The sequence below is a fragment of the Maribacter sp. TH_r10 genome, from assembly GCF_033101095.1.
In the GTDB taxonomy this organism is placed as follows: Bacteria; Bacteroidota; Bacteroidia; order Flavobacteriales; family Flavobacteriaceae; genus Maribacter_A; species Maribacter_A luteus.
Window position 1 is genome coordinate 313,614 of the sequence record NZ_JAWMPY010000003.1, and the last position, 18,303, is coordinate 331,916.

Consider the following 18,303-nt stretch of genomic DNA (forward strand, 5'->3'; position numbering starts at 1 on the left):
TAGTAATTGTCTCCTTTTCAATGTTTTCTTTAGTAATTGTCCATTTAATAGTGAGGCATATTAGAGGTTATGGAGTGTATGGCAAATATTATGAAGAGAATCACGCTAAGATTCCGGCATGGATTGGGAATTTTGGTATAATCATGTTATTCTTATTTACATGTTTTTTATTGATTTTTGAGGAATCTGCGAGAGAGGAACTGGTTGAATCTTTAAAAAAGATCTTCGAATGAAAAATAGCTAAAAATAAAAATCCAATTAACATCAATAATACACTTTATGCAAAAAATAATCATTATTAGGTTTATGAAAAAATCTAAATCTGCCTTAACCATGCTGTTCGTTGTATGCTCGATTTCAGTTTTATTTTCACAAAAAAGAAACTCAAATCAAAATTTAGTAAATAAAGGTTTTCAATTAGTAGCTCTTGCGGGCTACGGACAACGTTTGGCCAAAATCCCTGACGGTTTCGATAGCGATGTCAATGATTATCCAAAATCGCTGCGCAAGGGGTTTACCTTAAATGCAGAAGGCAACTATTATTTTAACGATACTTGCGAAACGGGTTTAAAATATAGCTTTTTCAGTTCCAATAAGGATTTTTCAAGCTCAGGATTTGGACCTTTTATTCGGGATGAAATTCAAATTCATAATGTTGCCCTCAAGTACTTCTACGCAGGGTTATATAATCTCAGAACATAAAGGCCACGCCCACTTGCAATGCAGACCCCTTAATATCGAGCACCCCTCCTGCCGGGCCATTATATCTATCGGTAAGTTCAAAGGAATAACGCGCCTGGATCGTAAAATTTTCGGTAACATCGAAACCGGCACCCACGCCTAAATCTACCCCGACAGTACGTAGCACATCATCAACATCGCCATTGGTGCCCAAAAGTTCCTCGGCATCGCGAATGGTATTTTTAATATCGTCGAGATTAGAAGAAAAATTCAATTGCGGACCTGCTTGTATATGAAATTTGGGAGCTACATAATATTTGGCCATGATGGGCAAATAGACAAAAGAAAGGTCTTCGGACTTACCATAAGTCAATTCTGGCTGTACATGGAATTTATCAGTAGCTGCGATATCCAATAGCGCCCCAACATAAAAACCGGTATTGTTGATGTTCCCGTATTTTTCTACCCCGACAAGGTTCAACAAAGAATTGCCGGTCTTAAAATCAACATTGGTATTCAAAAGTCCACCCGTAACCCCGAATCGAATCGGTTCTTGGGCCTGGGTCGTAGAAAAGGCCAAAAAAGCAATAAACGAAAGAAAGAGTAATTTTTTCATAATATAGTGTTTAGTTCATAAAACATGAATAGTGTACACTATGGTATGCAAATACGATGCCTAAAATAATATAGGGTAAAAAAAAAGCGAAAACATTATATGTTTTCGCTTTTAAAATGGATGAAAATTTTATTTATAAACTGAAAAGTACGCCTAAGTTGATTGTAGACCAAGTACCACCATCTGCACTTATTCCTGTGTAAGAGGCATTGATTTCCACCCCTTCACTAACCGCATAGCCAACGGTAGGTCTGTAATAAAAACCACCATCGTTACCATCGTTGATACCTAAGGCATACCCTAAATCGGTACCGATAGACAACTCTTCGCTAGCTTTGTACCTGGCGACTCCTGCCAATGGCAAAAATTGCACATCATCGATTTCAAACGTAAATCCGCCTTCTTCAATTTCCTTACCAAAAGAATTGGTAAAACCGGTTGCGACCCCTAAATCGAAATCACCTGCAGTTTCGAACATGTATTGGACATCCAAACCAATACTGAAACCTGAAACATCGCCGGCATCACCAGTAGGCAAACCTAAATTGGCCCCTAGTCTAAAACCATCTTGGGCATTCATTGAAAATCCGATTAGCGCAAAGGCCAATACTGCTACTACTTTTTTCATAATTGATTGTTTTAATTTATGGAGCAAACTTATATCGACTTTAAATGCTCGACTAATATTCGTTGTGTAATAATCCAAATATGTTGTGTAATATTGTTTTTCTGCTTTTAAGATTATTTGATCTTATAATTAAAACATTTGCAGCATGAAATGGAAACAGGCTTTGGAAGATTATGAACACTACCTTAAGTTAGAGCGTGGTTTATCCGAAAATTCCATTAAAAACTATATTCTGGATGTAACCAAATTAATCGGATTTATTGAGTCAAACGAACTCAATTTAAACCCTTTACAAATAAATAAAGAAACCGTTCAACGTTTTGTCTATGAAATAGCCACAAGTGTGAACCCACGTTCCCAGGCCCGAATTATCTCCGGTTTAAAAAGTTTTTTCAACTATTTGAATTTTGAGGATTACCGTACCGACAACCCTATGGATCTGCTCGAATCGCCTAAAATCGGAAGAAAACTGCCAGACACGCTTTCTATAGATGAAATTAATGATATCATCGCTGCCGTAGATCTTTCAAAACCCGAAGGAGAACGTAACCGGGCCATGCTTGAGACCTTGTACGGTTGTGGACTTCGGGTTTCCGAACTCATAAACCTACGCATATCGGACCTTTTTTTCGAGGAGGATTTTATAAAGGTTACCGGGAAAGGGGACAAACAGCGCTTTGTGCCCATTAGCGATTTTAATAAAAAATACATCAATATTTATAGGAAAGAAGTACGGGTACACCAGAACATTCAAAAAGGATTCGAAGATATCCTTTTCTTGAACCGAAGAGGTAAGCAACTTACACGTGCCATGGTATTTACGATCATTAAACAATTGGCTACCAAAATAGATTTGGGTAAAAATATAAGTCCGCACACCTTTCGGCATTCCTTTGCCACACATTTATTGAAAAATGGGGCCGACCTACGGGCCATTCAACAGATGTTGGGCCATGAAAGTATTACAACGACCGAGGTTTATGTACATTTGGACCGGTCCCACTTAACCGAAGTCATGGATAAGTACCATCCGAGAAAATAGTTCGGTATTGTCAATTGGTCTTATTTTAGAATTTGTCCCTTGCATCTTGACTTAATTCTTACCTCTTGATTGGTATGATTTCATTATATTTAAACATCGTTTACCAACTCAAACGATAATGTAAAAAACCAAGCCCCACTATTAAGAAAAACCAATAAAAAACAATAGTTTATTATGATTTCCGTATTCAAAAAACCAATCTCCCTAGTTGCTTTATACTTATTTACTTTAACGGCTTTGACCGCCCAGAAAAAAAGCGGGGATGTTTTAACACAATTGGACCAAAAGAGTGAAGCTTATGGCGAAATAGCCCAAACCATTTGGGATTTGGCAGAAATGGGTTACCAAGAGGAAAAAAGTAGTGCCCTATTACAAAAAACGCTGAGTGATAGTGGTTTTACCATACAAAAGGGCGTAGCAGGTATTCCTACGGCTTTTATTGCGGAATACGGCAGCGGTTCACCCATTATAGCCATTATGGGCGAGTATGATGCCTTACCGGGACTATCACAAGAACGACTAGCTGAGAAAAAATCGGCCGGGAAAGCAGCAGGCCATGCTTGTGGCCATCATTTGTTCGGTACGGCCTCAACAGCAGCAGCTATTGCCGTAAAGGACTGGATGACCGCAACGGGAACAACAGGCACCATTCGTTTTTATGGTACTCCGGCCGAGGAAGGTGGTTCTGGAAAAGTGTATATGGTTCGCGAAGGACTTTTCAATGATGTTGATGTAGCGTTACATTGGCACCCCAGTTCACAGAACGCGGCCAGTGCTGGCGCTGCACTTGCTAATAAATCGGCCAAATTTCGTTTCTATGGTGTTTCTGCCCATGCCGCCGCATCCCCTGAAAAAGGTCGCTCTGCCTTAGATGGAGTTGAAGCCATGAATTATATGGTGAACATGATGCGCGAACATGTTCCGGAAAAAGCAAGAATACATTATGTAATAACCCAAGGTGGTAAGGCGCCCAATGTGGTTCCTGATTTTGCCGAGGTCTATTATTATGCCCGTCATAATAACAGGGATGTGGTCATAGATATTTTTGACCGTATGGTAAAAGCGGCCGAAGGTGCCGCATTGGGAACAGGAACAACGATGGACTATGAGATGATCGGTGGTACGCACGAATTGCTACCCAACCTTACCCTACAAAAATTGATGCACGACAAACTTTCTATGGTCGGTGGTATGGAATATACTCCGGAAGAAAAGGAATTTGCCGATAAGATCGCAAAAACTTTGGGTTATAAAGAAGCTAATTTGGCCATGGCCAAAGACATACAACCTTATAAAACGGAAGCCAAGGCATTTGGTTCTACCGATGTTGGGGACGTTAGTTTTACCGTACCCACGGTGGGTATGGGTTCCGCAACCTGGGTACCGGGAACTCCTGCGCATAGTTGGCAAGCCGTTGCTGCAGGAGGCACAAGTATTGGCAACAAGGGCATGATGATAGCTGCAAAAACCATTACTTTAACGGCAATTGACCTTTTAAAAAACCCAAAAATCGTAGAAGCTGCCAAAAAAGAATTCCTTGAACGAAGAGGGCCAGACTTTAAATATATTCCGTTATTGGGAGACAGGGCCCCTGCCTTGGATTATAGGAAGTAATTTTGGCTATTGGCTAATGGCTAATGGCTAATGGCTAATGGCTAATGGCTAATGGCTAATGGCTAATGGCTATTAAAAATATTTTTTTTATTCCAAGTGTAACATTATCACAAAAACTACTACTTATTAGGTAACAACTACCAACCAAGCGTGAACAAAAAACTGGAGCATCAATTTGTGACCGAACTTGAGAACAATCAGAACATTGTTCATAAGGTCTGTACATTGTACACCAATGACAAGCATTCGCACAATGACCTGTTCCAAGAAATAACGATACAGCTATGGAAGGCCTATCCAAAATTCAGGGGAGAATCGAAATTCAGTACATGGATGTACAGGGTTGCCCTGAACACGGCCATAACGCTATACCGAAAATCAAAAAAAAGAATACGTACACAGGATTATGACTCGGTCATTTACAAAATAACGGCCAATGAATATGATCCACGTGAAGAAGAGCAACTAAAGCTCATGTATGCCGCGGTAAAACAACTGGGTGATATTGAAAAAGCTTTAGTTTTCCTTTATCTGGAAGATAAGGATTATCGGGAAATTGCCGAAACACTGGGAATTTCCGAAGTAAATGCAAGAGTGAAGATGAACCGGATAAAAAAGAAATTAAGAACCATATTGAATCCTTGACGATATATGATTGACGAACTAGATTTATTAAAAAAAGATTGGCAGAAAAGGGACGAACACCTTCCTAAATTGTCATTTGATCAAATACATAATATGATTTGGAAGAAATCTTCCTCAATCGTTCGTTGGATTTTGATCATCAGTATATTGGAATTTACACTACCCCATTTACTATACCTGATACCATCGTTCAACAAGAATATGGAGATTTACGATAAATTGGGATTGCACAATTGGATCATTGGGATTACCATATTTTCCTATGGCGTGGCTTTTTATTTCCTTTTTCAATTCTATAGAAGGTACAAGGAAATATGCGTGTTGGACAGTGCCAAAAGTTTAATGAAAAAGATTATACGAACACGAAGAACCGTAAAACACTACATCATCTACTCTTTGTCCATGATAATGGTTATCGTTATTCTTATGATTATCGGGGTTTATTTAAATGACGACATATTTTCAACCTTCAGTGGGTTAAAGGATAAGGCCCAAAATGTGTCCATTGAAAAAATTAAAATAAGCCTCATGATCGGAATGGGCATTATGGGAATCGTTCTAACAGCAGTGATGGGCGGAATCTACTTTTTACTCTACGGGTTGTTATTACGCAAGCTCAAAAGAAATTATAACGAACTGAAACAATTGGAAGTTTAGATTTTCTTACTATTTCGAAACCTACGGAGTTCATTTTCCTCTTCCAAGGCCAATAGGTCTTTTTGGGAAATCACTTTTAAGAATGAAGGATGTTGCTCTATGGCGTATTCCAGCTTTTCAATAATCGCATCGAACGATTCGTTTTCATAATCAATATCCAACGGTTCTTTGATAACCATATTCTGAAGAATACCTTTTTTCTTTACCCGAAGTCCTTTTTTATCAAAAGATCGCCTAAAACCATCAATGACAACAGGCACAACTACCGGTTTGTATTTTTTAATGATATGGGCCGTACCTTTTCGAAGCGGTTTCCAAGGTGTAGTGGTGCCTTGGGGAAAGGTAATTACCCAGCCATCGTTCAAAGCCTTACCTATATTTGAGATATCGCTCATCTTAACCTGGCGTTTCACATCTTTTCCTTCGGAACGCCAAGTACGCTCAACACTGATCGATCCCGCATAGGCGAAAATCTTGGTCAAAAGACTTTTCTTCATGGTCTCGGCAGCGGCCACATAATAAACGTTCAGTTTAGGATTCCACAGATAGCCAACATTTTTAAGGGTGTCTTCACGACCACTTAAACTCGCATTGAATACATGGAACATGGCAACCACATCGGCAAAATAGGTTTGATGGTTACTTACAAAAAGTACATTTTTATCCGGTAGATTTCGGATAATTTCAGAGCCCTCAATCTCTAAAGTATTAAAGCCCTTATAACGTTGGTGGGTGAATACACCCAAAATACGGATTAGCCATCTTTTTATAAAAAGAATATGGCCAAAAGGATTTTTTTTGAATATACCCATAACTACAAAACTACAAAATAAGCATTATAAAACCTGCCTCAAAAGCTCCTTGATTTCGTTCAGCATCATTGCTGTTGCCCCCCAAACGGTGTAACCATTTAATTTAAAGGCGGGTACATCCATGTTTTTTGCATAAGATGTCGATAATTTTTGGGTGAATACCTTGGAATCATCCATAAAATCGATCAAAGGCACCTCTACCAATGCTTCTACCTCGGACTCCTGCAGGATAAAGGGACAGGGATTCGACATGAGTCCCATAAACGGTTTTACCTCAAAATTACTGGGCGGAATATAGATTTCACTCAATGATTTAATTATCGATACCTTTTCGGGAGGCACGCCTACTTCCTCATATGTTTCCCGCAATGCGGTATGCAAAATATCAGTATCCTCTTTTTCGGACTTCCCCCCGGGGAATCCTATTTGGTTTGAATGTACACCCTCATAGGTCTTACGAAGGATCAACAGTAAATGGGTAAGACTTCGCTGATCCGGGTAGAACAAGGCCAATACAGCGGCTTTTCTTGCATTTTGTTTTTTAATTTCACCGGCTTCCAACTCCTTTAATCGAATTGAAGGGGCCATTTTATAGTGGGAAGCGCTACCCGGTAAGGGCAGATTTTTTATTTTTGAACTACGTAAGGCAAAATCATCAAAATTCATGATATCCAAAAAATTCTATTCCACTACAATATTACTACTTATATTTTTGGTTGCCTGTAAGGAAGAACCTAAACCTACCACTGAAAAAGTAACAATTGTAACACAGGATTCCGTAGCACCAAAAGAAGAAATACAAAAAGAGGAAGAACCTTTTAAACTCACGGAAGAGAATGCCATTGACTTCTTTTATAATTACAATAAGACATTGAAAGATGATAAGGTGAAAATAACCACTAGTTTGGGAAGTTTCACCGTTCAATTCTATGACAATGTTCCTTACCATAAGGCCAACTTTATTTACTTGACCAAAAAAGGTTATTTCAACAATACCCAGTTTCACCGGGTGGTCAAGAATTTCATTATTCAAGGTGGTAACTCGGACGATAAAGCCACGGCCGATAAACGAGGTGCTATCGGTAGGTACTTATTACCTCCGGATGCAAAAAAAGGATACAAACATCATCGTGGAACTATTTCCATGCCCAGTAGTGAAGTTGATAACCCACATATGTTGGCCTCTCCTTATGAATTCTTTATCGTGGTCACCAAACCGGGATCCTATCATTTAGATGGAGAATATACTCCGTTCGGGAAAGTTATCGAGGGTATGGATGTCGTTGACAAGATAAATGTGCAACGCGTGGGTAAAGGCGATTGGCCATTTCAGAACATTTATATTACCAAGGCGGAAGTCGTTAAGTAGGCTTTTGGCTCTTGGCTTTTGGCTCTTGGCTTTTGGCTTTTGGCTTTTGGCTTTTGGCTTTTGGCTTTTAAGAAATAACAAAAACTAGTACTTCCTCTTTGGTTTTTAGAATTTGTTTCTTCACAATTTATTGTTCACTGCCTACTGCCTACTGATTACTGTCTACTTCTTCACCTTATAAATATTCGGCAAGGCAATATGGAACTTTACGGCCAATAGACGAAAAACGATTACTATCAAAATAGCAACGATATAGGAATAAGCCGAATTAATGGGCGTCATGGCCAATAAAAAATAGGACACTCCCCCTAAAATACAGGCAGTAGCGTAAATCTCCTTTTGGAATATTACGGGGATCTCATTACAAAGGATATCCCGGATCACCCCACCGAACGATGCGGTTATAGTACCAAGTACAATACATATAGGAGGAGCCAATTCCGCTTCAAGCCCCTTTTCTATGCCTACCATAGTAAAAAGCCCTATCCCGATGGTATCGAACAAAAAAAGTGTTTTCCTGAGATATTTCAATTGATTTACGAACAATATCGCTAAAATAACTGCCCCTAATATCGTAAAGAGATAAACGGGATTCAGCATCCAGAAAACCGGTTTATTCCCTATCAACACATCACGTAGGGTTCCTCCTCCGGTTGCCGTTACAAAGGCAATGATAAGTACCCCGAACAAATCGAGTTTCTTTTCCATGGCAACCAATACGCCGGAAATTGCGAAAGCTGCCGCTCCTAATATATCAATAATCAAATAAAGCATCGAAAAATTATTTGGTGCGCAAAAGTATATAATTGCACTGAACTATTTTAAAAAAATTTCAGGTGTGAAAACGATAACTTTTTGAAGGAAAAACAAGGATTGATCAATTGCTCTTTTAACCCCTAAAGTCGCTGTGTATAATAACTATAATCCTTAATCACCTTGTCCACAAAATCAAATGGTTTTTCATCCGTGGTTATATGGGTGACTTTTTTGATCTGCTCACTTAAAGACAAGATAATCTGGTGATTGCCATTACGACGAGCCTGTTCGTACAAATCCTTAATGGTCTGCATTTCCCGGTCCTTGAAAACGGTTACCTGTGCGTACTTGGGTGTATAATCTTCTGGCAGTTCCCTTAACAAGGTATCCTTAATCCCAACGCGTATTTTCTCGCTTATTACGGTTGTGCCGGCAGCGATATCACCAATACGCTGGCCCTTTCCACGTATTAAAATCGTTAAGACCGCCAATCCGCCGGAAGTAAGTGCCACATCAATGATACGAAGTATCCAACGAATGAAATAACTTGAAAAACCAGGTTTGGACCCATCCAACTTTACCACACGAATCTTCATTAAACCCTTACCGATGGTCTTTCCGTCCATAAAGGTTTCCATCAATACATAGTATAAAAATGCCGGCAACCCCAAAAGCATATAAATGGCCCACATATCCTCGAGATCAATATCCATCGAAATCAATAACCAAATCATTAAGATGGTATACGCCAAGATTACAAAACTATCGATGAGGTAGGCCAACATACGATCACCTAAGTGAGCGGTATTTTGACTGATGCTTATATTTTGGGCAGTTTCTATTTGAAATTGTTCCATATTTTAGTTTCTTTGGGTAAAACCCGGTATAAATGCGCGAGGCCGCCTTTGTTAAGCAAAATAAAGATAAATGGGTAACTTTTGAAAATGCCCTTTCGAACAAAACGAAGATAGCACCCGATGTATTGTCCGATCTATATATTGAAATTACCGATCACCTGAGTTACGCCAAAACTTTTTATGCAGGAAGTAATACGGAGTTTTATCTAAACACCTTGGCATCACAGGCCCACCAAAAAATCTATAAAACCAAAAAAGAGCCTAAAAACCGAATTGTGGAATTTTGGAAGACCGAATTCCCTACCCTGTTCTATTACCACCAAAGAGAACTTCTGATCGCTTTCCTTGTCTTTACCTTCTTTTGTTTGGTCGGAGCTTTTTCCGCCGCCAATGAGGGCGATTTTGTACGTTCGATCCTCGGGGACAGTTATGTGAACATGACCCTCAATAATATTGACAAGGGCGACCCCATGGCCGTATACAAACAAATGGGGGAATTCAATATGTTCATGGGTATTACCATAAACAATATCAAAGTGGCCTTAATGGCATTTGTCTATGGCATTATGTTGGGCATAGGAACATTATGGATCATGATGCAAAACGGGATAATGCTGGGTAGTTTTCAATATTTCTTTTATGAAAAAGGATTGCTTTGGGAATCTGCCCGTACCATTTGGATTCACGGAACCATTGAAATCTCGGTCATCATCATTGCCGGTTGTGCCGGATTGGTACTCGCCAACGGTATGCTTTTCCCTGGTACGTACACCCGATTGGAATCGTTTAAAAGAGGAGTGAAGAACGGACTTAAAATAATGCTCAGTACCATTCCCTTTTTTATCATCGCAGGATTTCTGGAAGGTTTCGTGACCCGCCATACCGAAATGCCCGATTGGTTGGCCATTATTATTATTACGGCTTCCTTAGCACTAATTTTATTTTATTACGTTATATACCCATATCAATTACATTCAAAACCAAACCAAAAATGAACCAATACATCCAATTTAAAAAACAACGTGAATTAGGAGAAATTTTATCCGATACCTTTGCTTTTCTTCGTACAGAGTTCAAGCCTTTTATGACAACTTATTTCAAGATTGTCGCACCTTATTTGATCATACTTTTGATAGCCTTGGGTTTTTATCTCTATTCGTTTTCATCCATATTGGATTTTAACTCCACAAGTTCCAATGAATTATTTAGTGGAATTAGCATGATGGTAAGTGCTCTCGTTTTTATCGTCGCCATGATTTTGGTATATGCCGTTTCCCAATCCACGGTATTGCACTATATAAAATCCTATACCGAACTTCAGGGACAAACTGACTTTGACAAAATAAAAAAAGAGGTATATGATACCCTCTGGAGCTTTATTGGCCTAGGAATTATAGTGGTATTATCGATAATGGTCGGGTTCATATTCTGCTTTATACCCGGAATTTATCTGGCCGTTCCACTTTCACTTTCATTCAGCATCATGATTTTCATGAACAAAAGTGTGGGAGAATCGTACAACTATGGTTTTACCCTAGTAAAGGATGAATGGTGGATCACCTTTGCTACACTTTTCATAATTGGTATTATTGTCGGTATCGCAGGATATGCCTTTAATTTACCTGCGGTTATTTATCAATATGCAAGTATGGGGATATTTTCGGGTGAAATGGACGCTACCTCCCTATCCGGCAATTTTGTGGATCCGGTTTATCTTATCCTCAATATGATAGGTACATTGGCGCAGATGCTTTTGAATATTATTTCTATAGTCGCTGGGGCATTTATCTTTTTCAATCTGAACGAGAAGAAAAACTTTACCGGCACTTTTGAACGTATTCAAAACCTAGGGAAAACCACGGAAGAATAATTAAAAGGGGCAACCCGACACTATGATCTTTAAAAGGCTTTTCCTTTCATTACTTGCCATTCTAACGATATGCTCGCTCTACGCCCAGCAAGATTCGACCATGGTAAGGTACGATACGGAAAAGCTACAGGTACAACAAATTACCGATGAAGACCTTCAGACGTACAAGGACAATCCTGATTTTAATTATGAAGTCGTTGAGGCCGACCTAACCTGGTGGAACAATTTCACCTCATGGATCGGCAATCTTTTACTCCGTTTTTTCGAATGGTTGTTCGGGGCTGAAAAAGCGGTTGGTTTTTTCTCTATATTCCTGCGGTTATTACCCTATATTTTAATAGGCATCCTTCTTTTCCTTCTGATAAAATTCTTCCTGAACGTAAATGCCAGGTCCTTATTCTATTCAAAAAACAATGAGGCCACCGTTGCTCTATCCGAAGAAGAACATATCATCAAAAACGAGGACATTGACCAACTGATACAGAAGGCCTTGGAAGTGAAAAATTACCGCTTGGCCATTCGCTATTACTATTTACTCATTCTTAGACAGATGAGCGATAAGGAACTGATAGCCTGGGAGCCCCAAAAAACCAATGACGACTATATCAGTGAACTGAAGAAGAAAGAGTTACAACAACCCTTCGGCCATATCACATGGCTGTACGACTATATCTGGTATGGCGATTTTCCTATAGATGGGGAGCAATACCTAAAGGCCGAGAATAAGTTCGTCTCGCTTAGAAAAACCTTGGATGCAAATGGGTAAGAAAGGAGCATCATATATAATCATCGCATTGGTCACTTTAGCCGTTCTCATGCTATTTCAATATAGCAAACCTAAAGAAATCAATTGGTACCCTTCCTATGTATCCCAACATAAGATACCATATGGTACCTACGTCCTGAATGATATTATGGAAAACCTTTATAAGAACGATCTAAAACACATCAGCAGGCCGCCCTTCGAAATGCTTCAATCCTCAGATACCCTTCAAGGCACTTATTTCTTTGTGAACAATGATGTTTCTTTCGGAGAGGCCGAACTGAACGGTTTGTTGGATTGGACCTCTGAAGGCAATACCCTTTTTATAGCATCCAACAACTTTGACGAACAATTAAAGGACACTTTGAATTTAAGTACCTCTGGATTGTATCCCGACTTGGATGATAATCGGGAACAAAGGCATAAATTATTGAATCCCTACCTAAAGAACCATACGACCTACACCTTTGAAAAGGATAATAGTGCAAGGTATTTCAGTCAATTGGACACCTTACGAACCACGGTACTGGCCGCAGTGGATTATGTTTTGGACAATGAATCGGAAAAGTCCAAACATTTCAATGTAATCAAACAAGATTTCGGTAAAGGGGAAATAATACTCAGTGCGTTCCCGAAGGCATTTACGAACTATTTCATCCTAAAGAACGAGAATAAAGATTATACGGCAGGAGTCCTTTCTTATATCGACGGAAATAGACCTGTTTATATCGATGAGCATCATAAATCGGGAAAATCATTCTACACTTCCCCCATGTACATATTCCTAAACAACAAAGCTCTAAAATGGGCCTATTACATTGTGTTGATAGGGGTCGTCATCTATATTATTTTTGAAGGAAAACGCAAACAAAGGGCCATTCCCGTGTTAGAACCTTTAAAAAACCAGACTTTGGCGTTTACACGTACCATTGCCGATATGTATTATGAAAAAGGGGAACGGCTACCGATTATTCAACATAAGATCGCATATTTCTTGGAGTATATTCGCTCCCGTTTTTATTTGAATATCATTAAACAAGACGATGTGTTCTTTCGCAACCTTGCCGCCCGAAGTAACCATACCTTTGATGAAGTGAAAGACCTGTTTACCTTTATGCAAAAACTTAAGATACGCTCGGAGATCAACAATGCCGAACTCATAAAATTGAATGAACGAATTGAACAATTTAAATCGAAAGCCGATGGAAAATAACGAACAACCTACCAACGACCTTAATTTTGACAATAGGATTCCACTCGAGGATCTTAAAAAAGCAGTCAATGATATCAAAACCGAACTGGCAAAGGTCATCATTGGGCAAGAAAATTTTATAGAGCTGTTGATCGTTTCCCTTTTGGTTGATGGGCATGTACTTATTGAAGGAGTTCCCGGTATAGCAAAAACAATTACGGCCAAACTTTTTGCCAAAACCCTGAAAACCGATTTTAGCCGTATACAGTTTACCCCGGATTTAATGCCCAGTGATATATTAGGAACTTCGATCTTCAATGTAAAATCATCGGAGTTCGAGTTCAAAAAAGGTCCTATTTTTTCTAACATCATCCTAATCGATGAGATCAACCGTGCCCCGGCCAAGACCCAGGCTGCTATGTTCGAAACCATGGAAGAACGCCAAGTAACCATGGATGGCACCACCTATGGTATGGAAACCCCTTTTATGGTGCTGGCCACCCAAAACCCCATTGAACAAGAAGGCACCTATGCCCTACCCGAAGCCCAATTAGATCGGTTTATTTTTAAGATAAAGGTAGATTACCCTTCGGTAGAAGAAGAAATAAAGATCATACAAACCCATCATGAACGCAAAGGACAAAAACCACAAGAACAGATATCCGGTATATTGACCCCTGAGCAATTGGACGATTTTAAATCGAAGATCCAAGATGTTGTGGTTGAGGAAAAAATCATTAAATATATTGCTGACATCATAACCAAGACCAGAAATCATCCTCATTTATATTTAGGGGGATCCCCCAGGGCCTCCATCGCAACTTTAAATGCTGCCAAGGCCTTCGCCGCCATTCAAGGTAGGGATTTTGTAATACCTGAAGATATTAAAAAAGCCCTCGTCCCCGTATTGAACCATAGGGTAATCCTGACCCCTGAACGCGAAATGGAAGGTATGACCACCGATAGCGTGGTGAACATGATCATGGAGTCTGTAGAAATTCCTAGATAATTCTATGCAGTTCCTTAAATCGTTCTACATTCACAATACCTTTTTTAGGTATATCGCAGTTCTGGCAGCTTGCTTTATGCTTAGTTTTTGGATACACGCCCTCTATCCTATTGCCTGGGTATTCACATGGGTGTTAATAGGACTGTTCTTATTCGACATATATCTGCTTTTCACAAATGCCAAAGGGGTGGATGCCAAACGTCGGTTACCCCAAAAATTATCGAACAGCGATTTAAATCCTGTAAGCGTCATATTTCAATCGTTCTACCCATTTAAAGCCTACATCTCATTGATAGATGAATTGCCACAGCAATTCCAGAAACGCGACTTTGAACATAAAACCTTTTTGTTGAAAAACGAAAAAAAAGAATTTGAGTACACCGTAAGACCGGTTGATCGTGGTGAGTATGTTTTTGGCAACCTCAACGTTTACGTTTCTTCCCCCCTGAAAATCGTCAAAAGACGTTTTGTTTTTCAAAAAGACCAAATGGTACCCGTTTACCCAAGCATTATTCAAATGCAGCAGTACGACTTTTTGGCCATCAGCAATAACTTAACCCAGTTTGGACTCAAAAAAATTAGACGTATTGGGCATACCCAGGAATTTGAGCAAATCAAGGAATATGTTGCGGGTGATGACCTAAGAACCGTGAATTGGAAAGCAACGGCAAAGCAAAACCAATTAATGGTAAACCAATACCAAGATGAAAAATCACAACCCATATACTCGATTATTGACACGGGCAGGGTCATGAAAATGCCGTTTAACGGACTTAAATTATTGGATTATGCGATAAATTCAACCTTGGCCTTTTCGAATGTTGCCCTTAAACGAAATGACAAAACGGGTATGATCACCTTTTCAAAAAATGTTGAAACTTTTGTACCTGCCGTTCAAAAAATAACGCATCTGAATACCATTCTAGAAAAACTGTACAATGTTTCCACTGCATTTACTGACTCTGACTATGGAATGCTTTATGCCCATGTGAAACGAAAGGTAACACATAGAAGTTTATTGCTTTTATACACCAATTTTGAACATATATCCGCCCTAAAAAGACAACTTCCGTTCTTATTGGCAATAGCCAAGAAACATGTACTGGTGGTCATCTTTTTTGAAAACACAGAATTGGAAGCGTTAATTGATACCCATGCTGAAGACCTACAGACCATATACCATAAAACCATTGCCGAAAAATTCTCGCTGGAAAAAAGATTGATGCAAAAAGAATTACAGCAGTATGGAATTCAGACTATTCTAACCAAACCGGAGCAATTGACCATCAATACCATAAACAAGTACCTTGAAATCAAGGCTCGCGGATTACTCTAATAGACTATTCACGGAAGTTGAAGAATACGCTCTGCTTGCAGTGCAGAGGTAATATCATGGGATTCGGAAAGGGTGATATCAAAAAAATCCAGGTTCATGTTTCCCTTGGGTTTGTATGATTCCGCATAACAATTACAAGGTCTGTATTTACGTCTTTTCTTACTCTTTTTCAGAAAAAGATCCAACACCACGGCCGAAGCGACCCCTCCAAGTACGGTATATACAATATCATTATTGTCCCACCCACCATAATCTGCATAATCCATAGATTCTTTAACCACCCCTGCCGCTAGACTGCTTCCCACGGCACCTGCCCACATCCAATAAGGATTTCCATCGAACATATGATGAGCCGTATAGCCGCCAACAGACCCAATAACGAATCCCGCACCAAAATGTTTCGGTTTGTCTTCACTAATCGTTAGCTGGGCATTCATGGCCGTACTAAAACCGATGCACACTAAGATAAAAAGATACTTTTTCATAAGATAGTATTCAATCCGATAATGAATAAGTCCTATTCACTTCGGAAGTTCGCAAAATACCGGATTTAATATACAAACCCATATGGATTCCCAGTTATTCGATATAAGACCATTTTTTCATTACAACTGACTAATCCTCAATTTTTATATTGATTTTTTATTCCATTCTAAAAAAATCATACAAAGGCACGCTATTCAAGATTGTGAAAACAACAAAATCAAATCAAATTTCTATCTTCAAAAACATTAAACAGCCAAACATATGAATTCATACATTAGAACACTCCCCTATTTATTATTGTTTTTATTTTCGATAAACCTAATTTCCGCACAGACCTATGCAAAAAATGGCATGGTGGTTTCCTCGAACATGGAATCTAGTAAGGTAGGCCGGGCCATTCTTCAAAAAGGAGGCAATGCCATTGATGCCGCGGTCGCTACTGCTTTCTCACTAGCGGTAACCCTTCCGTCTGCCGGTAATATCGGTGGTGGTGGTTTTATTGTTTATATGGATTCAAAGGGAAAAGCAACCACAATAGATTTTCGGGAAAAAGCGCCATTGGCAGCAACTAATGATATGTATCTTGACAAAGAAGGGGAACTTATCAAGGGAATCAACCACAATACCGTAAAAGCAATCGGGGTTCCCGGCACGGTTGCCGGACTATACCTTGCCCACCAAAAATATGGTAAACTCCCTTGGAAGGATCTGGTACAACCCGCTATCGATCAAGCAACAAACGGATTTACCTTCAATTGGTCACTTTTCAAGGCTGCAGAGTATTTTACAAAAGAGGGTAATGACAATCGGTTTATGGATAACTATTTTAGAAATGAAAATGGCACCGTATTGCAACCTACCGAAAATTGGAAACAACCTCAACTGGCCAACACGTTGTCAATTATTCGGGAAAAAGGGAAAGATGGTTTCTATAAAGGGGAAGTTGCCAAGAAAATAGCACAATGGATGAAAGAGAACGAGGGTATCATTACAAAAAAGGACCTTAAAAAATATGAAGCCATAGAACGAAAGCCCATGGAAGGCAGCTATAAGGGATATAAAATATATTCAATGCCACCACCTAGCTCCGGTGGGGTAGCCTTAATCGAAATGATGAATTTAATGGAACAAGCCGATTTCAAGGAGATTGAATTCAACTCAACCGCCTACGTTCATTTGCTTACCGAAGCCATGCGACGTACTTTCGCAGATCGGGCCGAACATTTAGGAGACCCCGATTTTAACCTTGACATGCCCTTGGAAAAACTCACCTCAAAAGAATTCGCAAAACAACGTTTTAATGGTATCGATATGACAAAGGCCTCAGTTAGTGATTCTACTAAATTCGGTCAATTATATGATGGTGAAAGCACCACCCACCTTTCGGTTTTGGATAAACACGGAAATGCAGTTTCCTTAACGTACACCTTAGAATATAGCTACGGATCAAAAATGGGTTCCGAAGAGCTGGGCTTTATCTTCAACAATGAAATGGGTGATTTTAACCCCCAAGCCGGGATTACAAAAAGTAACGGTCAAATCGGTACGGCTCCAAATCTAGTAGAACCGGAAAAGAGAATGCTATCCAGTATGACCCCAACCATCGTAGCCAAAAACGACAAACCCTATTTGGTGATCGGCAGCCCCGGTGGGCGCACCATAATCAACACAGTTTTCCAAACCGTGTTCAATGTACTGGAGTACAATATGCCTGTAAACAAAGCCATTGAAGCCCTTAAAATACATCATCAGTGGTTGCCCGATGTAATCCGTTATGAAAAACACCTGCTTTCCCCCGATACCAAAAAGGCCCTTGAAAACATGGGACACACTTTAGAGCCCAGAGAAAACCTAGGAGCTTTAATGGGCATTACTTGGGACGATGAAAAAAAAGTGATGACCGGTGCCGCGGATTCTTCCCGCCCTGATGGTGGAGCTGCAGGATATTGACCTAAAAAACTGACAATATC

The 18,303-nt window shown here is 39.5% G+C and carries 20 protein-coding genes; 13 read left to right on the forward strand and 7 right to left on the reverse strand.

All coding sequences use genetic code 11. The features are described from left to right. The first annotated feature begins 279 nt into the window (after positions 1-279). A complete protein-coding gene (locus R3X28_RS10675) occupies positions 280-702 on the forward strand; it encodes a hypothetical protein (protein WP_317664238.1) in 423 nt (140 codons plus the stop codon). Here R3X28_RS10675 and R3X28_RS10680 read toward each other — a convergent pair. Both R3X28_RS10680 and R3X28_RS10685 read right to left on the reverse strand, forming a co-directional pair. Beyond that, entirely contained in the window at positions 692-1,297 is a 606-nt protein-coding gene (locus R3X28_RS10680; protein ID WP_282056189.1) for a porin family protein, read from the reverse strand. The two genes, R3X28_RS10675 and R3X28_RS10680, sit on opposite strands and share 11 nt — an antisense overlap. A 133-nt stretch (positions 1,298-1,430) precedes the next feature. After that, on the reverse strand, positions 1,431-1,925 hold the full coding sequence (locus R3X28_RS10685; RefSeq protein ID WP_179955138.1) for an outer membrane beta-barrel protein: 495 nt from the start codon (positions 1,923-1,925) through the stop codon (positions 1,431-1,433). 145 nt (positions 1,926-2,070) lie between these two features. Here R3X28_RS10685 and xerD point away from each other — a divergent pair, with 145 nt between their 5' ends. The 4 genes from xerD (at position 2,071) to R3X28_RS10705 (ending at position 5,883) form a co-directional block, all read left to right on the forward strand. After that, complete coding sequence (xerD, locus tag R3X28_RS10690) at positions 2,071-2,967, forward strand: site-specific tyrosine recombinase XerD (protein WP_317664239.1); 897 nt, start codon at positions 2,071-2,073, stop codon at positions 2,965-2,967. 174 nt (positions 2,968-3,141) lie between these two features. Further along, a complete protein-coding gene (locus R3X28_RS10695) occupies positions 3,142-4,581 on the forward strand; it encodes an amidohydrolase (protein WP_317664240.1) in 1,440 nt (479 codons plus the stop codon). 150 nt (positions 4,582-4,731) lie between these two features. Further along, entirely contained in the window at positions 4,732-5,226 is a 495-nt protein-coding gene (locus R3X28_RS10700; RefSeq protein ID WP_179955139.1) for an RNA polymerase sigma factor, read from the forward strand. Positions 5,227-5,232: 6 nt separating this feature from the next. Further along, complete coding sequence (locus R3X28_RS10705) at positions 5,233-5,883, forward strand: hypothetical protein (protein WP_317664241.1); 651 nt, start codon at positions 5,233-5,235, stop codon at positions 5,881-5,883. On the opposite strand, the gene R3X28_RS10710 is transcribed toward R3X28_RS10705, so the two are convergent. Both R3X28_RS10710 and R3X28_RS10715 read right to left on the reverse strand, forming a co-directional pair. Next, on the reverse strand, positions 5,880-6,695 hold the full coding sequence (locus tag R3X28_RS10710) for a lysophospholipid acyltransferase family protein (RefSeq protein WP_317664242.1): 816 nt from the start codon (positions 6,693-6,695) through the stop codon (positions 5,880-5,882). The two genes, R3X28_RS10705 and R3X28_RS10710, sit on opposite strands and share 4 nt — an antisense overlap. A 24-nt stretch (positions 6,696-6,719) precedes the next feature. Next, positions 6,720-7,361 (reverse strand): NUDIX hydrolase, encoded by a 642-nt coding sequence (locus R3X28_RS10715; RefSeq protein WP_273277635.1) that lies wholly within the window; start codon positions 7,359-7,361, stop codon positions 6,720-6,722. On the opposite strand from R3X28_RS10715, the gene R3X28_RS10720 reads away from it, so the two are divergent. Beyond that, positions 7,360-8,064, forward strand: a complete 705-nt coding sequence (locus R3X28_RS10720) for a peptidylprolyl isomerase (protein WP_317664243.1) — start codon at positions 7,360-7,362, stop codon at positions 8,062-8,064. The genes R3X28_RS10715 and R3X28_RS10720 overlap by 2 nt on opposite strands. A gap of 162 nt (positions 8,065-8,226) precedes the next feature. Here R3X28_RS10720 and R3X28_RS10725 read toward each other — a convergent pair whose 3' ends face one another. Together R3X28_RS10725 and R3X28_RS10730 are read right to left on the reverse strand one after the other, a co-directional pair. Next, complete coding sequence (locus R3X28_RS10725) at positions 8,227-8,838, reverse strand: trimeric intracellular cation channel family protein (protein WP_154368413.1); 612 nt, start codon at positions 8,836-8,838, stop codon at positions 8,227-8,229. Positions 8,839-8,960: 122 nt separating this feature from the next. Continuing rightward, complete coding sequence (locus R3X28_RS10730) at positions 8,961-9,677, reverse strand: RDD family protein (protein WP_317664244.1); 717 nt, start codon at positions 9,675-9,677, stop codon at positions 8,961-8,963. A gap of 32 nt (positions 9,678-9,709) precedes the next feature. Between R3X28_RS10730 and R3X28_RS10735 the strand changes: the two genes are divergently transcribed. From R3X28_RS10735 to R3X28_RS10760, 6 genes are read left to right on the forward strand one after another with little or no spacing between them, the layout of a single operon-like run. Further along, positions 9,710-10,672: a stage II sporulation protein M gene (locus R3X28_RS10735; protein ID WP_154368417.1), complete on the forward strand. Its 963-nt coding sequence runs from the start codon at positions 9,710-9,712 to the stop codon at positions 10,670-10,672. Next, the gene (locus R3X28_RS10740; protein ID WP_154368419.1) at positions 10,669-11,547 is read left to right on the forward strand and encodes a hypothetical protein; all 879 of its coding nucleotides are present in this window, start codon (positions 10,669-10,671) and stop codon (positions 11,545-11,547) included. The genes R3X28_RS10735 and R3X28_RS10740 overlap by 4 nt, the downstream gene beginning before the upstream one ends. A gap of 22 nt (positions 11,548-11,569) precedes the next feature. Next, positions 11,570-12,313 carry a DUF4129 domain-containing protein gene (locus tag R3X28_RS10745; protein WP_317664245.1) on the forward strand — a complete coding sequence of 248 codons (744 nt, stop codon included), beginning with the start codon at positions 11,570-11,572 and terminating at the stop codon, positions 12,311-12,313. Further along, positions 12,306-13,523 carry a DUF4350 domain-containing protein gene (locus R3X28_RS10750; RefSeq protein WP_317664246.1) on the forward strand — a complete coding sequence of 406 codons (1,218 nt, stop codon included), beginning with the start codon at positions 12,306-12,308 and terminating at the stop codon, positions 13,521-13,523. Before R3X28_RS10745 ends, R3X28_RS10750 begins: the two co-directional genes overlap by 8 nt. Next, entirely contained in the window at positions 13,513-14,511 is a 999-nt protein-coding gene (locus R3X28_RS10755; RefSeq protein ID WP_317664247.1) for a MoxR family ATPase, read from the forward strand. Before R3X28_RS10750 ends, R3X28_RS10755 begins: the two co-directional genes overlap by 11 nt. A 4-nt stretch (positions 14,512-14,515) precedes the next feature. Beyond that, positions 14,516-15,847: a DUF58 domain-containing protein gene (locus R3X28_RS10760; RefSeq protein WP_317664248.1), complete on the forward strand. Its 1,332-nt coding sequence runs from the start codon at positions 14,516-14,518 to the stop codon at positions 15,845-15,847. A gap of 8 nt (positions 15,848-15,855) precedes the next feature. On the opposite strand, the gene R3X28_RS10765 is transcribed toward R3X28_RS10760, so the two are convergent. Next, positions 15,856-16,332 carry a hypothetical protein gene (locus R3X28_RS10765; RefSeq protein WP_317664249.1) on the reverse strand — a complete coding sequence of 159 codons (477 nt, stop codon included), beginning with the start codon at positions 16,330-16,332 and terminating at the stop codon, positions 15,856-15,858. 262 nt (positions 16,333-16,594) lie between these two features. Here R3X28_RS10765 and ggt point away from each other — a divergent pair, with 262 nt between their 5' ends. Beyond that, on the forward strand, positions 16,595-18,283 hold the full coding sequence (ggt, locus tag R3X28_RS10770; RefSeq protein ID WP_317664250.1) for a gamma-glutamyltransferase: 1,689 nt from the start codon (positions 16,595-16,597) through the stop codon (positions 18,281-18,283). Positions 18,284-18,303: the final 20 nt, after the last annotated feature.